The following is a 20,404-nucleotide window of genomic DNA, read 5'->3' on the forward strand; positions in this document are numbered from 1 at the left end:
CTAGGGGGTGTCCGGTACCTCCGGCTGAGGTCGCTTTTATGCGGGCCCAGGCACACTGGATGGTATGACGACCGGCATTTCCACGGCCCCCCGGCGGCGCTCGCCCGCCCGTACGTTCCTCCCCCTGGCGATCGCCGCCTGGCTGATCCTGGAGATCTGGCTGCTCACCCTGGTCGCGGACGTGGCCGGCGGGCTCGCCGTGGCCGCGCTGCTCGCGGGCGGCATGGTCCTGGGCGCGGTGGTGATCAAGCGGGCCGGACGGCGTGCCTTCAAGAACCTGGCGAGCACCTTCCAGCAGGCGCAGCAGGGGCAGCAGCCCACGCCGCAGCAGCCCGGCCAGGGCAACGGCCTGACGATGCTGGCGGGTCTGCTCCTGATGCTCCCCGGGCTGATCTCCGACGTGGCCGGGCTGGTCCTGCTGCTGCCGCCCGTCCGGGCCTGGATCGGCCGCCGGGCGACCCGCTCGCTGGAGCGGAAGATGGCCTCGGCCCCCGCCGGTAGCTTCGGTGACGCCTTCCAGCAGGCCCGGATCCACTACCCCGACGGCAAGGTCGTCCAGGGCGAGGTCATCCGCGAGGACCGCCCGGGGCAGCAGGACGGACCGGATGCCGCCTACCGGCCGCCGCTGACCCCGTAAGGCCCGTCCAGGCCCGTCCAGGCCCGTCCGTCCACGGAGCCTGTCCACGGAAAAGCCCAGGAGAAAGCCGAGGGGCCCCGCCACACACTGTGTGGCGGGGCCCCTCGGCTTGTGTATCCGTCCGGCTGTCAGGCGGACTTGCGGCTGTCCCGCGGATGCACGGCAATGTTCATGGCGCCGGAACGCAGGACCGCCAGCCTTTCGGCCAGCACTTCCTCCAGCTCCTCGCGGGTGCGTCGCTCCATGAGCATGTCCCAGTGCGTTCGCGCAGGCTTGCCCTTCTTCTCTTCGGGCCCATCCCCGTCCACCAGGAGTGCCATGGCGCCGCACGCCTTGCACTCCCACTCCGGCGGAATTTCTGCCTCAACCGAGAACGGCATCTCAAATCGATGTCCGTTCTGGCATGCGTACTCCACCGCCTGGCGCGGGGCCAGATCGATGCCGCGGTCCGTCTCGTAGCTGGTAACCACGAGGCGCGTACCGCGGAGAGCTCGCTCACTCATGAATCGTGCCTCCCGGGCTTGTCGCCCACAGGACAGGTGTCGCTGTCGTCGTCATCCGGTCAACGTCCGGTCGGCGGTATAGATTCCCGCTCCGGGTCGTGCGTCGCCCGTCGTGCCGCCCCTTGTTGTACCCACCAGTGCCCGTTTTGTCACATCTGGCAGCAGATGTCACCCAACGTCCACGCTTCTTGAGCGCGCAGTAACGGTCCGCCTGGCAGGCCAAAGGCGTACACTACCGGCCCTTTGCTTCGACGTCTAAATTCGTTCGGAATTCGTTCGTAGATCCGGGCGGGGCGCACTCGCGGACCCACGCTCAGATCCGCTCCGGTACAGGATTGCCTGCCGCCTCCACCGCGCGCCGCACCGGCACTCGCGCCAGGAGCACGAATCCCAGTGCGAAGAAGACCACCAGCGAGATGATCGCGTCCCGGTAGCTGCCCGTGAGCTGGTACGTCAGGCCGAACACCAGGGGCCCCACCCAGCTCAGGCCGCGGTCGCTCATCTCGTACGCCGAGAAGTACTCGGCCTCCTTGCCCGCCGGCACCAGGTGCGAGAACAGCGAGCGCGACAGGGCCTGGCTGCCGCCCAGCACCAGCCCGATCATCGCGGCGAGCGCGAAGAACCACACCGGCGTCCGCGCCGGCAGGAAGTATCCGGCCGCCAGCGTCACCGCCCACGCGGCCAGCGAGCCCAGGATCGTCCGCTTGGCTCCGTAGATCCGGGCGAGACGGCCCATGCCCAGGGCGCCCGCCACCGCCAGGATCTGCACCAGCAGCACCGCCCCGATCAGGGTGGACTGCTCCAGCTCCAGCTCCTCCGAGCCGTAGATGGAGGCCTGGGAGATCACGGTTTGCACGCCGTCGTTGTAGATCAGGTACGCCAAAAGGAACGACAGGGTCAGCGGGTAGCGCCGCATGTCCTTCAGGGTGGCCACGAGCTGCTTCCAGCCGCTGACGGCCGGCGCCGCGCCCGGCTCCCGCACCACGGCCCGGTCCCGCAGCCGGCGCAACGGGATCAGCGCGAAGGCGCCCCACCACAGACCGGCGGAGGCCAGACAGATCCGGATCGCCATGCCCTCGGACAGGCCGAAGGAGTCGTGCCCCATGTAGAGCACCAGGTTCACCACCAGCATCACCGAGCCGGCGGTGTAGCCGAAGGCCCAGCCCCGCGAGGAGACGGTGTCCCGCTCGTCGGGGGTGGAGATCTGCGGCAGATAGGCGTTGTAGAGCACCATCGAGACGGACAGGGAGGCGTTCGCCACGACGAGCAGCAGGCCGCCCAGCAGATAGCGCTCGCCACCCAGGAAGAACATCGCCGCGGTCGCCCCGGCGCCCGTGTACGCGGCCGCCGCCAGCAGCGGCTTCTTGCGCCCGGTCCGGTCGGCGACGGCCCCCACCAGCGGCATCAGCAGGACGGCCAGGATCACCGAGGCCGAGACCGAGTAGGCGAAGAAGGATCCGGCGCGCACCGGGATGCCCAGCGGGTGCACGAAGCCCTCGGCGTCCGCGGCCGACTTGGCCACGGCCGTCAGGTAGGGCCCGAGGAACACCGTCAGCACGCTCGCCGAGTAGACCGAGACGGCGAAGTCGTAGAAATACCAGCCCCGCTGCTCGCGCTTGCGCTCGGCGGCCCCGGCCGCGGTGGCCGCCACCGTGCCGGGCGCGGCTCTCCCGTCCTCAGCCCCGGGTTCCGCTTCCTCGGTCCTGCTGCTCTCGTCCGCACTCATGCGGCGTCCCCCTCGCTGGTCCCGTTCCGCAACGGCATTCCGGCCCGGGCAGGGGGTGGAGGGCGAGTCAGGCCCAGGCCCCGCGCCCGTCCAGCACCGTGCGCAAGATGTCGATCCGGTCGGTCATGATGCCATCGACACCCAGGTCGAGGAGAGCCTCCATACGTTCCGGTTCGTTCACGGTCCACACGTGTACCTGGAGTCCCCGCTCGTGCGCGGTCCGTACGAACCGGCGGTCGACCACGCGGATGCCCGCCTGGGTCTCCGGCACCTGCGCGGCCACCGCGCCCACGCGCAGCGCCGCGGGGATCGCGTACGAACGCAGCCGCAGGCCGAGCACCCCACGTACGCCGTAGGAGGTCGCCAGCCGGGGCCCGGCGATCTTCTGGGCGCGGGCCACCCGGCTCTCCGAGAACGAGCCCACGCAGACCCGGTCCCAGAGCCTGGCCCGAGCGATCAGGTTGACCAGCGGGTGCAGCGCCGACTCGGCCTTGATGTCGATGTTCCAGCGGGCGTCCGGGAACTCCTCCAGCAACTCCTCGAAGAGCGGCAGCGGCTCGGTGCCCCCCACCCGGGCCTCGCGGATCCGCTTCCAGGGCAGTTCGGCGATCCGGCCCTGGCCGTCGGTGACCCGGTCCAGCGTGGAGTCGTGGAAGGCGACGAGTTTCCCGTCCACCGTGGCGTGCACATCGGTCTCGAAGTACCGGTAGCCCGCTTCGGCGGCCCGTCGGAAGGCGGCGGCGGTGTTCTCCAGCCCGTCCGCGGCGCCGCCCCGGTGGGCGAAGGGGATCGGAGCCGGGTGGTCCAGATACGGATGGCGAAGGCGTACGTGCGTCACGGCGGCAGTATGCCTCTTGTCACCCGTGGGGAGGGTGCGGCCCGATGGCTGCGTGATGAACGGCGCGCCGTCGCGGCCGTCGGGAACGCGCCACCGGGGACGCGGATACCCCCACCCCTGGTCCGGGTGGCCTCCGGCGTGACAGGGTGGAGGGGCGGAAGCAATCCAATACGGTGGCGCGCCCCGGTAGGGCGAGGCCAATTCGACGAAGGTGGACCGGACAGCATGGCCGAATGGACCTCGGCGGTCGGTGCCGCACAGCTCGCCCGTCTCATCACCTCCCAGCAGGAGCGGCCCAGCGTCCCCGGGACGCGCAAGCTCCCCGCCTACCGGACCCTCGCCGACGGCATCCGCCTGCTCGTCCTCGAAGGCCGGGTCCCGGTCGCCGCCCGGCTGCCCGCCGAACGGGAACTGGCCGTCGCCCTCTCCCTCAGCCGCACCACCGTCGCGGCCGCCTACGAGGCCCTGCGCGGCGAGGGTTTCCTGGAGTCCCGTCGCGGCGCCGGCAGCTGGACCTCCGTCCCGGCCGGGAACCCGCTGCCCGCCCGAGGCCTGGAGCCGCTGCCGCCCGAGTCCCTCGGCTCGATGATCGACCTCGGCTGCGCCGCGCTCCCGGCCCCCGAGCCCTGGCTCACCAAGGCCGTCCAAGGCGCCCTGGAGGAGCTGCCGCCGTACGCCCACACCCACGGGGACTACCCGGCGGGGCTGCCCGCGCTGCGCCGGATGCTCGCGGACCGCTACACCGAGCAGGGCATCCCGACCATGCCCGAGCAGATCATGGTCACCACGGGCGCGATGGGCGCCATCGACGCCATTTGCAGCCTCTTCGCCGGCCGCGGTGAGCGGATCGCCGTCGAGTCCCCCTCCTACGCCAACATCCTCCAGCTGATGCGCGCCGCCGGGGCCCGCCTCGTCCCCGTCGCCATGGCCGACGGCCTCGGCGGCTGGGACATGGACGTCTGGCGGCAGGTGCTGCGCGATTCGGCCCCCCGCCTCGCCTATGTGGTCGCCGACTTCCACAACCCGACCGGGGCGCTGGCCTCCGAGGACCAGCGTCGGGCGATGGTGGAGGCCGCCCGCTCGGCCGGCACGGTCCTGGTGGCGGACGAGACCATGCTGGAGCTCCAGCTGGACCCGGAGCTGGAGATGCCCCGCCCGGTGTGCTCCTTCGACCCGGCCGGCAGCACGGTCATCACCGTCGGCTCGGCCAGCAAGGCCTTCTGGGCCGGCATGCGGATCGGCTGGGTCCGCGCCGCCCCCGACGTGATCCGCAGCCTGGTCGCCGCCCGCGCCTACGCCGACCTGGGGACGCCTGTGCTGGAACAGCTCGCGGTGAACTGGCTGATGCGGACCGGGGGCTGGCAGGAGGCCGTCGGGATCCGCCGCGAGCAGGCCCGGGAGAACCGCGACGCGCTGGTCGCGGCGGTCCGCCGGGAGCTGCCGGACTGGGAGTTCGAGGTGCCCCGGGGCGGGCTGACCCTGTGGGCCCGCGCGGGCGGGCTCTCCGGTTCGCGGCTGGCCGAGGTGGGGGAGCGGGTCGGCGTACGGGTGCCCTCGGGGCCGAGGTTCGGTGTGGACGGCGCCTTCGAGGGCTACGTCCGGCTGCCGTTCACCGTGGGCGGGCCGGTGGCCGACGAGGCCGCCTCCCGGCTGGCGGCGGCGGCCCGGCTGGTGAGCACGGGCGCGGGCGGCAGCGGGGCGGAGCCGCCGCGCACGTTCGTGGCGTAGTCGGCCCGGCCCCGCCCGGCCCGGCTACGGAGCCTCCGCCGCGACCTCCGGCTGCGCGTCGAGGGCGGCCGGTGCCCGGAGCGACTTGGCCGACAGGAGGCGGTGCGGGCCCGGCTGGCGCTCCGGCAGCAGTTCCAGTACGGCCTGGCGGTAGGCCGGGTGAGTGGCCTCGTCGTAAGGGTCCGGGGTGGCGGGCACCTGCAGCCGGTGCACGGGCCCGGTGCCGAGCCTGGCGTACCCGCGCCCCGGCGGCACCTGGGCCGTCGGGGTGGTGTGCGGCGGCAGCCCCAGGACGTCCGCGACCTGCTGGACGGCGGCGGGGCCGAGCACGACACGGGCGCGGGTGTGCTGCCAGACGGCGTCGTTCAGCAGTTCCAGGTGCCCGAACTGCTCGGCCACCACCACCGTGACGTGCGCGGGCCGTCCGTGCCGTAGCGGCACCTGCAGCTGGGCCAGCGGGTCGGGGCCGCCCTCGGCGACGGAGAGATGGGCCAGCACGCTCGGCTGGTCCAGCAGGATCCACAAGGGGCGCCGGGTGTCCTCGGGCGCGGGCCGGCCGACCTCCCGGGCCCGGTGGGTGGCGATGAGCCGCCGTTCGGTCTCCTGCGCGGCCCATTCCAGGGTGGCCTGCGCCCCGGTCGGCCCGCATTCCACGGCGAGGACGCCCGCCCGGCCGGACAGGCAGGAGTACTCGCCGCTGCCGCCGCCGTCGACGATCAGTACGTCGCCCCCCTGCCGCAGGGCCTGCAGGGCCACGGAGCGCAGCAGGGTGGAGGTACCGCTGCCGGGTTGACCGACGGCCAGCAGGTGGGGCTCGGCGGAGCGGGGCCCGGTGCGCCAGATCACCGGAGGTACGTCCCGGGGCTCGTCGCCCTCCAGGACGGGCAGGGTGCGCTGCACGCCGCCGGCGTCGGTGAAGCCGAGAACGGTCTCGCCGGGGGAGGTGACGAACGGCTGGGCGGCGATGCCCGTCGGCAGCGCCGCCAGCACCCTCAGGTCGAGCTGGTTGCCCTCCTCGTCCCAGTCGAAGAGATACTCCCGTCCGCGCCCGGACTTGGCGTGCAGCAGTGACTCGATCCGGGCCCGTGAGGTGGCCTCGCCGTCGGTGAAGTAGGCCGGGTAGCGGATGTGGAGCCGGGTGATGCGGCCCGCCTCGTCGAACTCGTAGCCGCTGAAGGCCTTGTCCCAGTCCCCGCCGTGGGCGAAGAGCGGACTCGGGTCCTCCGGGATGGAGAAGTACGGCACGAGGGCTTCGTAGAGGGAGCCGAGCCGTTCGGTCTCGGCATCGCTGGGTCCGGTCTTCGCCGGGGTGCGGTCGCGTCCGTGCCAGGCCGCCGCCGCCATGAGGGTGATCAGGGCGAGGAGGGGACCGTAGGGGACGAGTGCGACCACGAGGACGCAGGCCGCTCCGAGGAACAGCGCGGGACCACGCTTGTCCTTGGGGGTCTGCGACCACCGGCGCCGTCCGGTCGCGGCCAGGATGCGCAGGCCGCGTCCGATGACGAGGAGCGGATGGAGGACGTCCGTGGCACTGTCGGCGGCCGTGCGAGCGAGGTCGCGGCCCCGGGCCAGCGACATGGTGCCGCTGCTGAGGATGCGGGGAAGTGGGCGCCGGGCCACGGGCGTCTCCTGGAGTTGTGGGTGTGACGTGTTCCGGGTGCTGCTGGTGTCGCTGGGTGACGGCCGGGCTAGAGCTTGATCCCGCCGAGCAGGCTCGCGAGGCTCGCCGTACTGGCCGTGATGCTCGGGGCGATGGCGGAGCCTGCGAGGAAGAAGCCGAAGAGCGAGCAGACGAACGCGTGCGTCAGCTTCATCCCGTCCTTCTTGAAGAAGAGGAAGCAGATGATGCCGAGCAGGACCACGCCTGAGATGGACAGGACCATGAGGTTTTCTCCTGGTTGGTGGGGACAGTCACCATCAGTTCTTCCAGGCTCACAGGAAGTATCAATGCGACAAAAGGTGCATTTGGGTGAATTCAGGGGTTTTTCACTTGACCGGCTCAGCCTGGGTGGCGTGCCCGGCGCGCGGCGCGTCGAGGGTGATCATTGCCTCGGCCCGACCCGGACATGTGCAGGCCAGGGCGCTACTCTGGCGATTCACCCGTACGGACGCAGCGCCGTGCGCCCCCCTGCCCGCCCGGCCCCGGCCGGGTCCTCGACGTCGTGACGGGCGGGCGGACCATGTCAGCAACGAGTGAAAGGCGGTACGAACCATGAGCGAGCACGCAGCGGAGGGCTCCGGTTCCCAGGACGTCCCCGACGAGGACGTCATCGAGCTGGCCACCAAGATCTTCGACCTCGCCCGCCAGGGTGAGACCGAGGCGCTCACCGCCTACCTGGACGCCGGGGTCCCGGCGAACCTCACCAACGACCGCGGTGACACCCTGGTCATGCTCGCCGCCTACCACGGCCACGCCGACGCCGTGTCGGCCCTGCTGGCCCGCGGCGCCGAGGCCGACCGGGCCAACGACCGCGGCCAGACCCCGCTCGCCGGCGCCGTCTTCAAGGGCGAGGGGGCCGTCATCCGCGCGCTCCTCGCCGGCGGGGCCGACCCGAAGGCCGGAACCCCCTCCGCCGTGGACACGGCGCGCATGTTCGCCAAGGCCGACCTGCTGGAACTTTTCGGAGCTGAGTAGTCCGGTTTTGCCTGGGATCTGGCGCGGCCTGGGCACATCCGGACCTCACAGGTTGGTCACGGCGGCCATAAATGTGGTCGCGGCGCACAAACCGGCTGGGTCATCATGGCGTCGGATTCGATTCGCGAGCACGGGGGACGGGCAGAAGCGGGCAGGACACGAAGGGTGTGCCGGCCCGGCCCGGCCTCCATGGTCACGAAGCACCGACGAGAGTGAGAAGGCAATGGTCAACATCGAGCGGAACATGACGGCGGACGTCCTCACATGCTGTTACGCGGCCCTGTGAATCCCGATTCCCGGTTGCGTCCCCAGCTTGATTTGAGGCCATTCCCATGTTCGAACCAGTCATAGCACCGAGCGGTACCCTGCTCGGGCTCCTTCAGCGGGGCCGTGGCGACGGCACGCTGCACGCACTCGCGGCACCCAGGGCGGAGGCCCTGGAGGCCCTCAACCAGTGCGTGCTCCGCGACCCGCGCCAGGACTGGCAGGTCGAGAACCGCTCCTTGTACTACGCCCGGCTGTACCTGGACCTCGCCGGTCCCCTGGGCGAGATCGAGGCACACCTCTTCAGCGCCGACGACCTCGTCGACGAGAAGGACCACCGCACGGGCCTCGCCCTGTCCGTCCTGGGCCACCTGGCCTCCTACGGCCGCGACGACGCGCTCATGCTGCTGCGCCGCTACGCCGCCTCCGGGGCCAACTGGGCCTGGGCACTCGACGAGCTGGCCCTGCGCGACGACGACGAAGGCCTGCGGTCCCTGGCCGCGGCCGTCCTCGCCCGCTTCCCCGCCACGGCGGAGGGCGAGGCGCGGCTGGCCGCCGCCGTCCGCGACGCCTACGAGCCCCGCCCGTGGTGCCTGTGGGAGGAGACCCCCCAGTACGGGGAGCGCCTGCGCGCCGCCCGTCAGCAGGGTTCCTTCGACCGCTGGCAGCGCCAGATGACCCCGAGCGGGCCCCGTCCCGGCTGGGGCGTCCAGGCCGTCTTCGACTGGGCTGCCGACGGCCTGCGCCGCGGCACCCCCCTGCACGTCCCCGCCGCCCGCTGCCTGGCCGCCGTGGCCCAGCCGGAGGACCGCTCCGCGATCCTCGCGGCCGCCGCCGGCGCCGACGGCGAGGCCGCCCGGGCCACCGCCCTGCACCACCTGGTCCTCGCCGAACCGGACAACCCGGCCGTGCTGGACCTCATCGAAGCCGCCGCCGACGAGCCCGCCGTGGCCGCCTACGAGCGCATGTGCGGCCCCGAGGCCGTCGAACGGGCCCGACGTTGGGTCCACCGCCCCGACGCGCTCGGCGAGGCCGCCGCGGCCGTCCTGGCCGCCCGCGGCGGCGCCGAGGACGCCGGCCTGGTCCTGGGCGCCCTGCGCTCCACCGTGCGCGGTGCGGGCCCCGACACCCGGCGCCTGTTCGCCCTGGTGGACGGCGCCGGCCGGCTCGCCATCGGCTGCGCGGCCCCGGTGCTGCGCCACATCTACCGCGAGACCGCCTCGTCCCACCTGCGCGGCCGGGCCGCACGGGCCCTGGCCAGCACCGACCCCTCCTTCGCGGCGGGCTTCGCCGTGGAATGCCTGTGGGACTGCGAGGAGACCACCCGCGAGGTGGCCGCCCGCCACGCCGAGACGGCCGACGCCCGTGTGGCGCCCCGGCTGCGTCGCCTCGCCTCCGACCCGGCGGAGGAGGAGGACGTCCAGTCGGCCGTCCGCAGCCGCATCGCCCCGGAATCGGCCGTGTAGCCGCGCCGGCAGCCCCACCGACAGCACGAGGCCCGGCCCCCTGACCGAGGGGGCCGGGCCTCGTGCTCTCGACCTCGTGCGACCGCGGAGCGCGATCAGGGCGCCGTGCCGGGCGGGCCGGGCGCTGCACGATCCGAAAGAGACGGCCCGAGCCCCCTCGAACGTTTCACCGGGCCGCCGAGAACCGCACCGGAACACCCGGCCGGGCCTGGGCCGCCGCGTCCAGGGCCGGGCCCGGCGGGACCACGCCCACCACCGGGTAGCCGCCCGTCACCGGGTGGTCCGCCAGGAACACCACCGGCAGCCCGTCCGGCGGCACCTGGACCGCGCCCAGCACCATGCCCTCGCTCGGCAGCTCGCCCGCCCGGGCGCGGACCAGCGCGGAGCCCGCCTCCGTGCGCAGCCCGATCCGGTTCGACAGCGCCGAGACCTGGAACGCCGACCGCCACAGCCCGGCGAGGGACGCCTCGGTGAACCAGTCCGCTCGCGGCCCGAGCCGCAGCGGGAGCACCAGCTCCGAAGGGGGCCCGGGCAGGCCGCACGCATCCGCCCCCGGAGCCGGATCCGGGCCAGGCGGGCCCACCGGCAGCGCCGTCCCGGCCGCCAGGACCGGTGGCCCCAGCCCCGACAGCAGGTCCGTGGAGCGACTGCCCAGGACCGGCGGGACGGCCAGGCCTCCCCGCACCGCGACGTAGCCGCGCACTCCCGACTCCGCCCGGCCCACCTCCAGCTCCGCCCCGGCCGGGAGCCGGACCGGCGCCCCCCAGGCCACCGGGCGACCGGAGATCCGTACCGGACAGGGCGCGCCCGTGACGGCCACGGTGGTCGCAGCCAGGGCCCGTAGCCCGACCCCGTCCAGGGTCGTCTCCAGCACCGCCGCGTCCGGCGCGTTGCCGACCAGTCGGTTGGCCAGCGCGTACGCCGCCGTGTCGAGCGCTCCCGAGCGCGGAACCCCCAGGTGCGCGTACCCGGGGCGGCCCCGGTCCTGGACCGTCGTGAGCGCCCCCGGCCGCAGCACCAGCAGCCCCTCAGCCACGACCGTCCTCCTCCGTGAACCGGACCCGTACCCCGGGCGCGAACAACGCCGCCGGTTCCCGCAGCGGGTCCCAGAGCACCGCGTCCGTGGAGCCGATCAGCTGCCAGCCGCCGGGCGAGGAGCGCGGGTACACGCCCGCGTACTCCCCGGCCAGCGCCAGCGAGCCCGCCGGGACGGCCGTACGGGGCGACGCGCGGCGGGGGACGTGGAAGCGCTCCGGCAGCCCCGTCAGATAGCCGAAACCAGGTGCGAACCCGCAGAAGGCCACCCGGAAGTCGGTGGCGCCGACGATCCCCGGGACCTCCTCCGGGACGACCCCCCACAGCCGGGCCACCTCCGCCAGGTCCGGGCCGTCGTACCGCACCGGGACGGTGACCCGCGGCCCCTGCGTCGGCGCGAGCCGCGGCACCTCCCACCGCGCGATCCGGGCACCGAGCGCGGCCGGGTCCCGTACGCCGTCCACCAGCACCGTCCGCGCCGCCGGCACCAGATCCCGTACGGGCCCCAGCTCGCCGGCGTCCCGGCGGCGCGACAACTCGGCGTGGAGCGCGACGACCTCGTCCGCCGAGTCCAGCTCGATCAGCAGCGCCTCGCCCCCCACCACCAGGGGCCTCACGCGAAGGCCTCGACCCGGACCCCGGCCGCGCCCAACGCCTCCCGGACCCGGCGGGCGAGCCCGGCCGCGCCCGGGGTGTCCCCGTGCAGGCACAGCGAGCGCGCGGCCACCCGGACCGCCGACCCGTCGGCCGCCGTCACCGCGCCCTCGGCGGCCATCCGGACGGCCCGTGCCACGACCGCGTCCGGGTCGTGCAGCACGGCATCCGGCTCGCCGCGCGGGACCAGCGTCCCGGCCGGCGTGTAGGCGCGGTCGGCGAAGGCCTCGGATACGGGCGCGAGCCCCGCCTCCGCGGCGGCGACCAGCAACAGCGACCCGGGCAGGCCGAGCACCGGCAGGCCCCCGGTGGCCCCGGACCCGGCCGCCAACCGGACACCCGCGACCACGGCGGCGGCCTGGTCGGCGTCGTGCACGGTGCGGTTGTAGAGCGCCCCGTGCGGTTTCACGTAGGACACCCGCGAGCCGGCCGCCCGCGCGAACACCTCCAGGGCCCCGATCTGGTAGGCCACCTCGTCGGCGAGCTCGCCGGGCGGCACGTCCATGGAGCGCCGCCCGAACCCGGCCAGATCGCGGTAGGACACCTGCGCGCCGATCCGTACGCCCCGCTCCGCGGCCGTCTCGCAGACCCGGCGCATGATGGACGGATCACCGGCGTGGAAGCCGCAGGCCACGTTGGCGCTCGTCACGACGGACAGCAGGGCCTCGTCGTCGGTGAGCGCCCAGCGCCCGAAGCCCTCGCCGAGGTCGGCGTTGAGGTCGATCACAGCAGCGGATGCGATCATGGAATCCATGCGCCGAGCGTAGAGCAGGCGACCGGAGCGAGGGTCGGGACGATCCGGCCGAACCATGCCGTTTGGGATGTTGTCAGCAACAGGACCTAGTCTTTGTCCGTGACTCTCCCTGCCCCGGCGAAGACCCTTCCGTCCCCGGCGCCGGGCCCGGCCGCCGACGAGGGCCTGGCCCGGCGGCTGCGTGCCCTCGCCTGCACCGCCCCGCTGCACGACCTCGACGTACGCAAGGCCAATCTGGCCGGCGAGTACGGGGTCTACGCGATGGCGGAGGTCGCGCTGGCCGCGATCGACCTGGTCACGCTCAACATGGACTTCGACACGGGCGCCGACCACGAGCAGATAGTGGCCAGGCTGCTGCCGCGCGTCGCGGCCCAGGCCCCGAACCGCCCGGCGGCCGAGCACGAGCGGGTGGCCCGCTGGGTGCTGGAGAACCTGATCAACGTCGGCAGCGTGGACCGTGGCTTCCGCGCCATCTACGGCACCTTCGGCCCCGACGGCGTCTACGTGCGCCGGGACTACGACTTCAAGCTGATCGAAGAGGTCCCCGGCTACGGCGGCGTGGTCTACCTGCGCACCACCGACGAGGCCGTCAACGTCCTCGTCGGCGCCCTCGACACCGACGTCACCAGCGCCCAGATCGCCGCCGAGGTCAAGCTGGAGGTGCTGATCAGCCGCGGCCGGCTGGCCGACGCCCAGCTCGCCGCCGAACAGGCCCGCTACCGGACCGTCCAGTACGCCGAGACCCTGCGCCGCACCCTGGACGCGACCCGCCGCAACGTCCGGGCGGTGGACTGGCTGCAGGCCGTGCCCGACATGATCGCCGAGGCCCTGGACCACGTCGCCGACCGCTACCGGCACGAGAACGCGATCCTGACCAACATCCGCAAGGCGCGCGACGAGGCGGAGGAGCCGGAGAACAAGCGGCGCGCGGCCGAACTCGTCGACATCGTCAAGGACTGCATCCGCCGCCACACCCAGCTCCAGTCCCGACTGCTGGACGCCGGCCCGCTCTTCCGCGCCGAACAGGACCGCCAGGCCTTCGCGGCCCCGGCGCCCCGCTCCGGCATCGACCTGTACGGCCAGCTCGTCGCCCCGCTCCTGCCGCTCCCCGTGGAGCAGGCGAGCCGCGTGACCGCCGCCTTCTTCGCCTCCGGCGCGGGGCTGCGCACCCCCGTCTCGGTGCGGGTGGCCGACCTGGTCGAAATCCTGCTGACCCCGCCCGTGGAGCGCGAGCACCTCGGCGCGGAGATGCCCGAGCCGGACCTCATCGCCACCCCGGACGACAGCCGCTTCAGCGAGGAGCAGCTCGCCGCCGCGATGCGGCTCCTGGACCTCCCGCACGACGCCCCGCGCCGGCTGTCCGGACTCCTCGCGGAGGCCCGCCGCAGCGATCCCGAACTGCCGTACCTGGTCGCCCTCCTGGCCGTCCACGCGGCGAGCCCGGCCGTCGGCACGGCCTACCGGCAGGGCGAGGAGCGGCTGCTCTTCGCCGTGGACGACGGCACGCAGCTCGACGACCACGAGTTCGGCGGCGCCGACCTCATCGTCGGCACCGCCCTCCTGGACGCCGCCGGCATGGCCGCGGACCGAGCGGAGGCGGTGTGACCAGCCGCGCCCTTGCTCTGGCCGGGCCACATTCAGCCCCGCCGGCGAGGCTGGATCGGCCGCCCGCCGCCGCACGGTCACGCGGCGCCACACAGCCCGCCCTCATCACCCGTACGGCCCGTACAGCCCGCACCGCCGAGGAGACCCACCCGTGAGCGACCACCACGCCGAGCACCCCGCGTGGAGCGAGCCCGACGCGCCGTCGGCTCCCGTCGCGCCCGCCACCACAGGGTCCGTGACCCCGGCGGACGCCGCCGACGCGGCCCGGCTCGTGGCCTTCGGGCTGCAGCCCAAGCTGCTCCCGGCCCGGGACGCCGAGTACGGGGAACTCCTGCGCCGCTACCGCGAGGACCCCGCCTTCGGCCGGCTCGCCGACGCCGTCGCCACCGGTCTCGGCCTCGTCGTCCTGGAGGTGTCCCCGCGCGCCGGCATGGCCGTCGCCGCCGGCGAGGACTCCGTCTTCGCCGTCCGGATGGGCGACTACGCCCGCCGCACCGCCGCCGACTCCGCCGACCGCTTCCTGCACGGCCTCGCGCACCTCGCCGTGGCCGCCCTGGCCTTCCCGCGCCCCGAGGACCTCGCCGACGACGGCTACATCGGCCGCATCACCGTCAACGGCGTCGACGCCTTCGTCCGGCAGACCTGCCGCCGCCTGGAGGAACGCGCCGAGGAACTCGGCGAGAACACCGACCCGGCCTCCGACGCCCCCGGCCTGGAGGCCGCCTGGCGCGTCTACGCCCGCCGCAGCGCGACCGGCGCCACCAAGGACGCCCGCCGCCTCGCCGGCTCCACCACCGGCATCGTCGGCAAGGCGGCCGCCTTCCTCACCGACTCCGGCTTCCTCCAGCGCACCGGCGACGAGGCCGGCGGCACCTACCGCACCACCCCCCGCTACCAGCTCCAGGTCCGTGACATGGCGGGCAGCGCGGCGATGGCCGAGCTGCTGGAGCTCGGCGTGGTCCCCGTCAGCGACGGCTCCGCCACCCTGCTGCCGCCGCCCGAGGGCGACGACCTGGACCTGGCCGCCGACGCCGGCCTGCCGTTCCACGCCTGAGCCCCCGGGCCCCGCGGCCCGCGCCCCGATCCCCGTACGTCCTGCCTCACCAAGACACCACGAGAGTCCGCCGCCATGTACGAGCTGTCCCGGATCCGCCTCTACTCCATCGGGCCCGCCGGCGCGCGCTACGCCGACACCGTGCTCGACCTGCGCGGAGTCGGCGAGCCGGTACCCCACCCGGCGCCGACCCAGGCGGAGTTCTTCGAGGACGAGCCCACCGGCCCGCCGCGCCGGCCCGCGCCCGCCGGTGTGCTCTTCCTGGAGAACGGCGGCGGCAAGTCCGTCCTCCTCAAGCTGATCTTCTCGGTGATGCTCCCCGGCCACCGAAACACCCTCGGCGGCGCCAGCTCCGGCGTGCTGCGCAAGTTCCTGCTCGCCGACGACTGCGGCCACGTCGCCCTGGAGTGGCAGCACACCCAGACCGGCGAGTGCGTGGTCGTCGGCAAGGTCAGCGAATGGCGTGGCCGCCAGGTCTCCAACGACCCGCGCAAGTTCGCCGAGGCCTGGTACTCCTTCCGCCCGGGCCCCGGCCTGAGCCTCGACAGCCTGCCCGTCGCCGAGGCCACCTCCGTACGCCCTCCCGTCGAAGGCGCCTCCGGGGCCCAGGGCCGCCGCCGCACGATGAAGGGCTTCCGCGACTCCCTCACCGAGGCCGGCAAGGCGTACCCGCACCTGGAGGTCTCCTTCGAGGAGATCCACGACCGCTGGAACGAGCACCTCACCGAACTCGGCCTCGACCCCGAACTCTTCCGCTACCAGCGCGAGATGAACGCCGACGAGGGCGAGGCGGCCGGCCTCTTCGCGGTCAAGAAGGACTCCGACTTCACCGACCTCCTGCTGCGCGCCGTCACCGACACCCGCGACACGGACGGCCTCGCCGACCTCGTCCACGGCTTCGGCAACAAGCTCGGCCGCCGCGCCGAGCTCATGGCCGAACGGGACTTCACCGCCGGCTCGGTGGACCTGCTCACCCGCATCGTCGAGGCCGCCGGAGCCCGCTCCCGGCTGCGTGACGTGCACGCGGGCGCGGAACGCCGTACGCGCACCCTCGCCCGGCGGCTGTCCGCCCGCGCCGCCGAGGACCGCGGCCGGGCCGCCGAACTCGCCCAGCAGGTCACCGCCGCCGCCCACCAGGTCACCGCCGCGGAATCCGCCCGTACCCGCAGCGCCGCCGTCTCCGCCGAACTCGCCTACCGGCACGCCTCGCTGGCCCTGACCGTCGCCGACAAGGCCGCCGCCGCCCAGCGCCGCGAACTCCTCGAAGCCCGCACGCTGCACTCCGCCTGGCAGGCCGCCGAGAACGTGCTGCGCCACCGGGCCGCCGCCGACCGCTCCGCCCGCGTCGCCGCCGCGATCCTGGAGGCCGAGCGGGACGCCGCCCCGGCGCTGGCCGCCCGCGCCACGGCCGCCGGTGAGCTCGTCCGGGCCCTGCACACCGCCGCCGAGCACGGCGAGCGGCTCGCCAACGAGGAGGAGGAGCGTTCCGCCGCCCTCCAGGCCACCGGCGAGGCCTCGCACCGCGACGCCACCGCCGCCGCCACGGCCGCCCAGCGGGCCCGCAGCGAGGCCGAGCACCTGCGCTCCCGGCTGGCCGAGGTCCAGCAGGAGACCGCCGAGGCGGTCCGCGCCGGCTGGCTCGACGACACCGCCCCCGACGCCGACCCGGCCCGCGCGGCCCTCGCCGCCACCGACGCCGAGAAGACGGCCGTGGCCGCCTGGGACGAGTCCCGGGAAGCCGCCCGAGCCGCCGCCGAGGCCGCCCGCGAGGCCGCCGCCGCGGAATCCCGCGCCGAACTCACCGCCGCCCGCGCGGCGGACGCCGCCGACGCGGCCGAGGCCGCCCACGAGGCGGAGCACCGGGCCGCGGCCTCCCTGGCCACCGCCCCGCGCCTGGCGGAGCTGCTGGGGCTGCCCTCGGTCCCCGACGCCTTCCTCCCGCACCCGCGCGCGGGCGCGCGGGCCGACGCCACGGTCGCGGCCACCGCCTCCGGGACGGTCGGGCGCCCCGGAGCCGCCGGCGCCCAGGCCCCCGGCCACCCCGGGAGCACCGGGACCGCCGGGGGCGAGGGCCTGACCGTCGCCGACCTCGACCGCAACGCCGACGACCTGCGCACCCTGCTGACGGACGGGGTCGCCGCGGCCGAACGCCAGCTCTTCGAGCTGCGCACCGCCGCAGCCGACGACGCCCGCATCCTCGGCGCGCTCGGCGACGGCGGCCTGCTGCCGCCCGGCCCGGACGTCCTGGCCACCGTGGAGTACCTCGGCGAGCACGGCATTCCCGCCCTCCCCGGCTGGCGCTACCTCGCCCAGTCCGTGGACCCCGCCGACCACGCCGCCGTCCTCGCCGCCCGCCCCGAACTCGTCGACGGCGTCGTCATCACCGACCCCGACACCCACGGCCGGGCCCGCGAGGTGCTGTCCGGCGCCGCCCTGTTGCCCCGCTCCACCGTCGCCGTCGGCACGGCCGCCGCCCTGCTGGCCCCGCTGCCGCCGGCCGGCGACACCGACTCCGCGGTGTCCAGCGTCTTCATCGTTTCGCCGAACCCGGCCATGCACGACGAGGGCGCCGCCGACGAGGAGCGCCAGGCGCTGCGCGCCCGCGCCGCCGTCCGTGACACCGAGATCCGTGACCTCGCGGCCCGCCTCGGCGGTGACCGCGAACTCGCCGCCCGCCTCGGCTCCTGGCGCACCGGCTGCCCGCCCGGCCGCCTGACCGAACTCGCGGAAGCGGCCGCCGCCGCCCGGATGTTCGCCGAGGAGGCCGACGCCGAACTCGCGGAGGCCCGTACCGTACGCGCCGAGGCCGACGAGGCGGCGGCCGACGCGTCCCGGGTCCGCGAGGAGCGCCAGGACACCGCCCAGCGCGCCCGCCGCGTCGCCGACGCCCTCGCCGGGCTCGCCTTCCGACTGCGTGAGCGCGCCGGCTGGCAGGCCAAGCTCCGCGAACTCGCCGACGACGCCGCCGAGTCCGAGGCCCGCGCCGAGGTGTGCCTGGACCGGGCCCGCGCCGCCGACGAGGACCGCCGCGCCGCCCAGCGTGCCGCCGACGACGCCCGCCGCACCGCCCGCGCCCTGCGCGCCGAACGCGCCGAGATCGCCGGCGCCCCCGACCAACTGCCCGACAACGACGGTGACACCCCCCGGGCGCCCCTGCCCGACCTGCGCGAGGCCTACCGCGCGGCCTCCCAGCTCTACGAGAAGGTCGGGGTCGGCGCCGACCTGCGCGCCGAGCAGGCCCGCGCCGAGAGCGACGAGAGCGCCGCCCTCGCCGAACTGGACCGCCTCACCAACAAGGTCCGTACCCGGGCCGCCCAGCTCCTCGAAGGCACCGACGGCGCCGACGGCCCCTCCCGGCAGGCCGCGGCCGCCCGTGCCGAGGCCCTCGTGCAGATGCTGGAGACCCGCGCGTCCACCGCGAGCGAGCAGCTCGGCCGACTGCGCGGCGAGGCCGAACGGCACGCCCCCAGCGAGGGGGAGGCGCACACCGAACTCCCCGAGGAGCTCGTCCCCGAGGACGTCGACCAGGCCCAGGCCCTGCTGCGTACGGCCACCGCCCAACTCGCCGCCCACACCGCGGCCGTGGAGAGCGCCCGGACCACCCACGCGGACCTGCTGCGCGCCCACCGCACCGCCGAGGACGGCGCCGGGGGCTTCGACGAGACCGCGGCGATGCTCCGGGACCTGCTGCGCGACCACACCCACCAGGACGACGAGCAGGAGCCCGTACCGCACGCGGGCACCCTGGAGGAGGCCCGCCAGTCCGCCACCGAGGCCCGCCGCTCCCTGCGCGGCTGCGCGGCGGAGCTCTCGGCCGCCGACTCCGCGGTGCGCGAGGCGAGCGACATCCTGGTCCGGCACGCCAACGCCACCCGCTACGAGCAGGTACGCACCCCCGCGCGCCAGCAGATCCGCGAACTGCCCGCCTCCGCGCTGCCCGAGCACGCGGCGGCCTGGGCCGCGGCCTTCGCGCCGCGGCTGCGCGTCCTCACCGACGAACTGGCGCAGCTGGAGCGCAACCGCGACAGCATCGTCGACCGCCTGCGCGGCCTCGTCGAATCGGCCCTGGCCACGCTCCGCTCCGCGCAGCGGCTCTCGCAGCTCCCCGAGGGCCTCGGCGAATGGTCGGGCCAGGAGTTCCTGCGGATCCGCTTCGAGGAGCCGGACCAGGCCACGCTCACCGAGCGGCTCGGCGAGGTCATCGACGAGGCGACCCGCACGGCCGTGAAGAAGAACAGCAGCGCCTCCTTCGGCGAGGGCCGCCGTGACGGCATGTCCCTGTTGCTGAGGGGCGTCCAGGCGGCCCTGGAGCCCAAGGGCATCTCCGTGGAGATCCTGAAGCCGGACGCCGTGCTGCGCGCCGAGCGGGTGCCGGTGGGGCAGATGGGCGACGTGTTCTCCGGCGGGCAGCTGCTGACCGCCGCGATCGCGCTGTACTGCACGATGGCGGCGCTGCGCAGCAACGACCGCGGCCGTGACAAGCACCGGCACGCGGGCACGCTGTTCCTCGACAACCCGATCGGCCGTGCCAACGCCACGTACCTGCTGGAGCTCCAGCGGGCCGTCTCGGACGCGCTCGGCGTCCAACTGCTCTACACGACCGGTCTGTTCGACACCACGGCCCTCGCCGAGTTCCCGCTGGTGATCCGCCTGCGCAACGACGCGGACCTGCGGGCGGGCCTGAAGTACATCAGCGTCGAGGAGCACCTGCGCCCGGGTCTGCCGCAGCAGTCCGCGGAGGCGGAGACCATCCACGGCGAGATCACGGCCACCCGGATGTTCCGCCGCAGCGGCGTTTCCTGACACGAGAGGACAGCCGGCGCGCGCACGTCGACGGGAGACGTCCTCGCGGGAACGCGGGGGCGACCACGTCGGCGTACGGCGTCCCCGTGGGGTCGCACCGGCGCGCGGGCGCACGTACGCCGGTGCGGGCGCGGTCAGCGCGCCGGGTAGCGCCCGGAGGCCGCCAGAGGGCCGTCCTCGCGGGGTATTCGGCCCGCTGAGGCCTCCCGGGCCGCCCGGGAAGCCCTCCGGGCCTCCTTGCGGCGGCTGCGCGCCGTGCTGCTCGGCTCCGACAGGACCCCGTACCGCTGGTTCCAGGTCTGCCGGGTGATCCACACGTCCAGCACGCCCCAGGTGGCCACGATCGTCCCGGCTATCGCGCCGAGCCCCATCGGGAGGGCCAGCCAGGACCCGGTCAGGGTCAGGAAGAACGTGATCGTCGCCTGCGTCAGGGTCACGGCCACGATCAGCACCGCCCGCACCGCCGACGTCCGTACCGAATCCGGCATCCGGCGCCGCCGGGCCGGCTCCTCGACCCACAGTCCCCGCCCGGCCGGGTCGGCACCCTGGCCCGCACCCACACCGTCGCCCTCGTCACTGCTCATGGTCCGCTCACTCCCCACCGCGCGGTCCGTCATGCCTGCTCGCCCTGCTCACTTGCCATATGACGCGTCTGCCCCGCCACATCCGTCCCGCACGTCCGTTCCGACGTGCCCCCTCGCA

Annotated in this window: 16 protein-coding genes; 7 read left to right on the forward strand and 9 right to left on the reverse strand. The window is 74.5% G+C overall.

The window, feature by feature from the left end; genetic code table 11:
* Window positions 1-64: 64 nt before the first annotated feature.
* Window positions 65-637, forward strand: coding sequence for an FxsA family membrane protein (gene fxsA / locus ACWG52_RS30805; RefSeq protein ID WP_389812642.1), 573 nt, complete (start codon window positions 65-67; stop codon window positions 635-637).
* Window positions 638-765: 128 nt separating this feature from the next.
* Here fxsA and ACWG52_RS30810 read toward each other — a convergent pair whose 3' ends face one another.
* The 3 genes from ACWG52_RS30810 to ACWG52_RS30820 all read right to left on the reverse strand — a co-directional run bounded on the left by ACWG52_RS30810 (window position 766) and on the right by ACWG52_RS30820 (window position 3,704).
* Entirely contained in the window at window positions 766-1,140 is a 375-nt protein-coding gene (locus tag ACWG52_RS30810; protein ID WP_007262928.1) for an RNA polymerase-binding protein RbpA, read from the reverse strand.
* A 313-nt stretch (window positions 1,141-1,453) separates the two neighbouring features.
* Complete coding sequence (locus tag ACWG52_RS30815) at window positions 1,454-2,866, reverse strand: MFS transporter (RefSeq protein ID WP_390140478.1); 1,413 nt, start codon at window positions 2,864-2,866, stop codon at window positions 1,454-1,456.
* A 67-nt stretch (window positions 2,867-2,933) separates the two neighbouring features.
* Window positions 2,934-3,704 (reverse strand): glycerophosphodiester phosphodiesterase family protein, encoded by a 771-nt coding sequence (locus tag ACWG52_RS30820; RefSeq protein WP_389812635.1) that lies wholly within the window; start codon window positions 3,702-3,704, stop codon window positions 2,934-2,936.
* Between the two features lie 225 nt (window positions 3,705-3,929).
* Here ACWG52_RS30820 and ACWG52_RS30825 point away from each other — a divergent pair, with 225 nt between their 5' ends.
* Window positions 3,930-5,432 carry an SCO1417 family MocR-like transcription factor gene (locus tag ACWG52_RS30825; RefSeq protein ID WP_389812631.1) on the forward strand — a complete coding sequence of 501 codons (1,503 nt, stop codon included), beginning with the start codon at window positions 3,930-3,932 and terminating at the stop codon, window positions 5,430-5,432.
* A 24-nt stretch (window positions 5,433-5,456) separates the two neighbouring features.
* Here the strand turns inward: ACWG52_RS30825 and ACWG52_RS30830 are convergent, their stop codons facing one another.
* On the reverse strand, window positions 5,457-7,052 hold the full coding sequence (locus tag ACWG52_RS30830) for a hypothetical protein (RefSeq protein ID WP_389812628.1): 1,596 nt from the start codon (window positions 7,050-7,052) through the stop codon (window positions 5,457-5,459).
* A 68-nt stretch (window positions 7,053-7,120) separates the two neighbouring features.
* Window positions 7,121-7,315: a hypothetical protein gene (locus ACWG52_RS30835; protein ID WP_030031218.1), complete on the reverse strand. Its 195-nt coding sequence runs from the start codon at window positions 7,313-7,315 to the stop codon at window positions 7,121-7,123.
* 329 nt (window positions 7,316-7,644) lie between these two features.
* Here ACWG52_RS30835 and ACWG52_RS30840 point away from each other — a divergent pair, with 329 nt between their 5' ends.
* Both ACWG52_RS30840 and ACWG52_RS30845 read left to right on the forward strand, forming a co-directional pair.
* Window positions 7,645-8,067 (forward strand): ankyrin repeat domain-containing protein, encoded by a 423-nt coding sequence (locus tag ACWG52_RS30840; RefSeq protein ID WP_389812625.1) that lies wholly within the window; start codon window positions 7,645-7,647, stop codon window positions 8,065-8,067.
* A 332-nt stretch (window positions 8,068-8,399) separates the two neighbouring features.
* Entirely contained in the window at window positions 8,400-9,797 is a 1,398-nt protein-coding gene (locus tag ACWG52_RS30845; RefSeq protein ID WP_453126516.1) for a HEAT repeat domain-containing protein, read from the forward strand.
* 166 nt (window positions 9,798-9,963) lie between these two features.
* Here the strand turns inward: ACWG52_RS30845 and ACWG52_RS30850 are convergent, their stop codons facing one another.
* The 3 genes from ACWG52_RS30850 to ACWG52_RS30860 are packed head-to-tail and all read right to left on the reverse strand — an operon-like array spanning window position 9,964 to window position 12,240.
* Window positions 9,964-10,833 carry a 5-oxoprolinase subunit C family protein gene (locus ACWG52_RS30850; protein ID WP_389812620.1) on the reverse strand — a complete coding sequence of 290 codons (870 nt, stop codon included), beginning with the start codon at window positions 10,831-10,833 and terminating at the stop codon, window positions 9,964-9,966.
* On the reverse strand, window positions 10,826-11,449 hold the full coding sequence (locus ACWG52_RS30855; RefSeq protein WP_453126517.1) for a 5-oxoprolinase subunit B family protein: 624 nt from the start codon (window positions 11,447-11,449) through the stop codon (window positions 10,826-10,828). The genes ACWG52_RS30850 and ACWG52_RS30855 overlap by 8 nt, the downstream gene beginning before the upstream one ends.
* Window positions 11,446-12,240: a LamB/YcsF family protein gene (locus ACWG52_RS30860; RefSeq protein ID WP_389812616.1), complete on the reverse strand. Its 795-nt coding sequence runs from the start codon at window positions 12,238-12,240 to the stop codon at window positions 11,446-11,448. The genes ACWG52_RS30855 and ACWG52_RS30860 overlap by 4 nt, the downstream gene beginning before the upstream one ends.
* A 99-nt stretch (window positions 12,241-12,339) precedes the next feature.
* On the opposite strand from ACWG52_RS30860, the gene ACWG52_RS30865 reads away from it, so the two are divergent.
* The 3 genes from ACWG52_RS30865 (at window position 12,340) to ACWG52_RS30875 (ending at window position 19,702) form a co-directional block, all read left to right on the forward strand.
* Window positions 12,340-13,845 carry a hypothetical protein gene (locus ACWG52_RS30865; RefSeq protein WP_389812614.1) on the forward strand — a complete coding sequence of 502 codons (1,506 nt, stop codon included), beginning with the start codon at window positions 12,340-12,342 and terminating at the stop codon, window positions 13,843-13,845.
* Window positions 13,846-13,996: 151 nt separating this feature from the next.
* Window positions 13,997-14,899 carry a membrane protein gene (locus ACWG52_RS30870; RefSeq protein ID WP_033226195.1) on the forward strand — a complete coding sequence of 301 codons (903 nt, stop codon included), beginning with the start codon at window positions 13,997-13,999 and terminating at the stop codon, window positions 14,897-14,899.
* Window positions 14,900-14,974: 75 nt separating this feature from the next.
* Entirely contained in the window at window positions 14,975-19,702 is a 4,728-nt protein-coding gene (locus tag ACWG52_RS30875; RefSeq protein ID WP_389812610.1) for a hypothetical protein, read from the forward strand.
* Window positions 19,703-19,836: 134 nt separating this feature from the next.
* Here ACWG52_RS30875 and ACWG52_RS30880 read toward each other — a convergent pair whose 3' ends face one another.
* Complete coding sequence (locus ACWG52_RS30880; RefSeq protein WP_390140484.1) at window positions 19,837-20,286, reverse strand: hypothetical protein; 450 nt, start codon at window positions 20,284-20,286, stop codon at window positions 19,837-19,839.
* Window positions 20,287-20,404 lie beyond the last annotated feature (118 nt).

The sequence above is a fragment of the Streptomyces sp. CLCI03 genome (genome assembly GCF_053615355.1).

Coding starts and splice junctions, on each gene's coding strand:
- fxsA (WP_389812642.1), top strand. CDS start 65: ATGACGACCGGCATTTCCACGGCCCCCCGGCGGCGCTCGCCCGCCCGT.
- ACWG52_RS30810 (WP_007262928.1), bottom strand. CDS start 1,140: ATGAGTGAGCGAGCTCTCCGCGGTACGCGCCTCGTGGTTACCAGCTAC.
- ACWG52_RS30815 (WP_390140478.1), bottom strand. CDS start 2,866: ATGAGTGCGGACGAGAGCAGCAGGACCGAGGAAGCGGAACCCGGGGCT.
- ACWG52_RS30825 (WP_389812631.1), top strand. CDS start 3,930: ATGGCCGAATGGACCTCGGCGGTCGGTGCCGCACAGCTCGCCCGTCTC.
- ACWG52_RS30835 (WP_030031218.1), bottom strand. CDS start 7,315: ATGGTCCTGTCCATCTCAGGCGTGGTCCTGCTCGGCATCATCTGCTTC.
- ACWG52_RS30840 (WP_389812625.1), top strand. CDS start 7,645: ATGAGCGAGCACGCAGCGGAGGGCTCCGGTTCCCAGGACGTCCCCGAC.
- ACWG52_RS30845 (WP_453126516.1), top strand. CDS start 8,400: ATGTTCGAACCAGTCATAGCACCGAGCGGTACCCTGCTCGGGCTCCTT.
- ACWG52_RS30860 (WP_389812616.1), bottom strand. CDS start 12,240: ATGGATTCCATGATCGCATCCGCTGCTGTGATCGACCTCAACGCCGAC.
- ACWG52_RS30875 (WP_389812610.1), top strand. CDS start 14,975: ATGTACGAGCTGTCCCGGATCCGCCTCTACTCCATCGGGCCCGCCGGC.
- ACWG52_RS30880 (WP_390140484.1), bottom strand. CDS start 20,286: ATGAGCAGTGACGAGGGCGACGGTGTGGGTGCGGGCCAGGGTGCCGAC.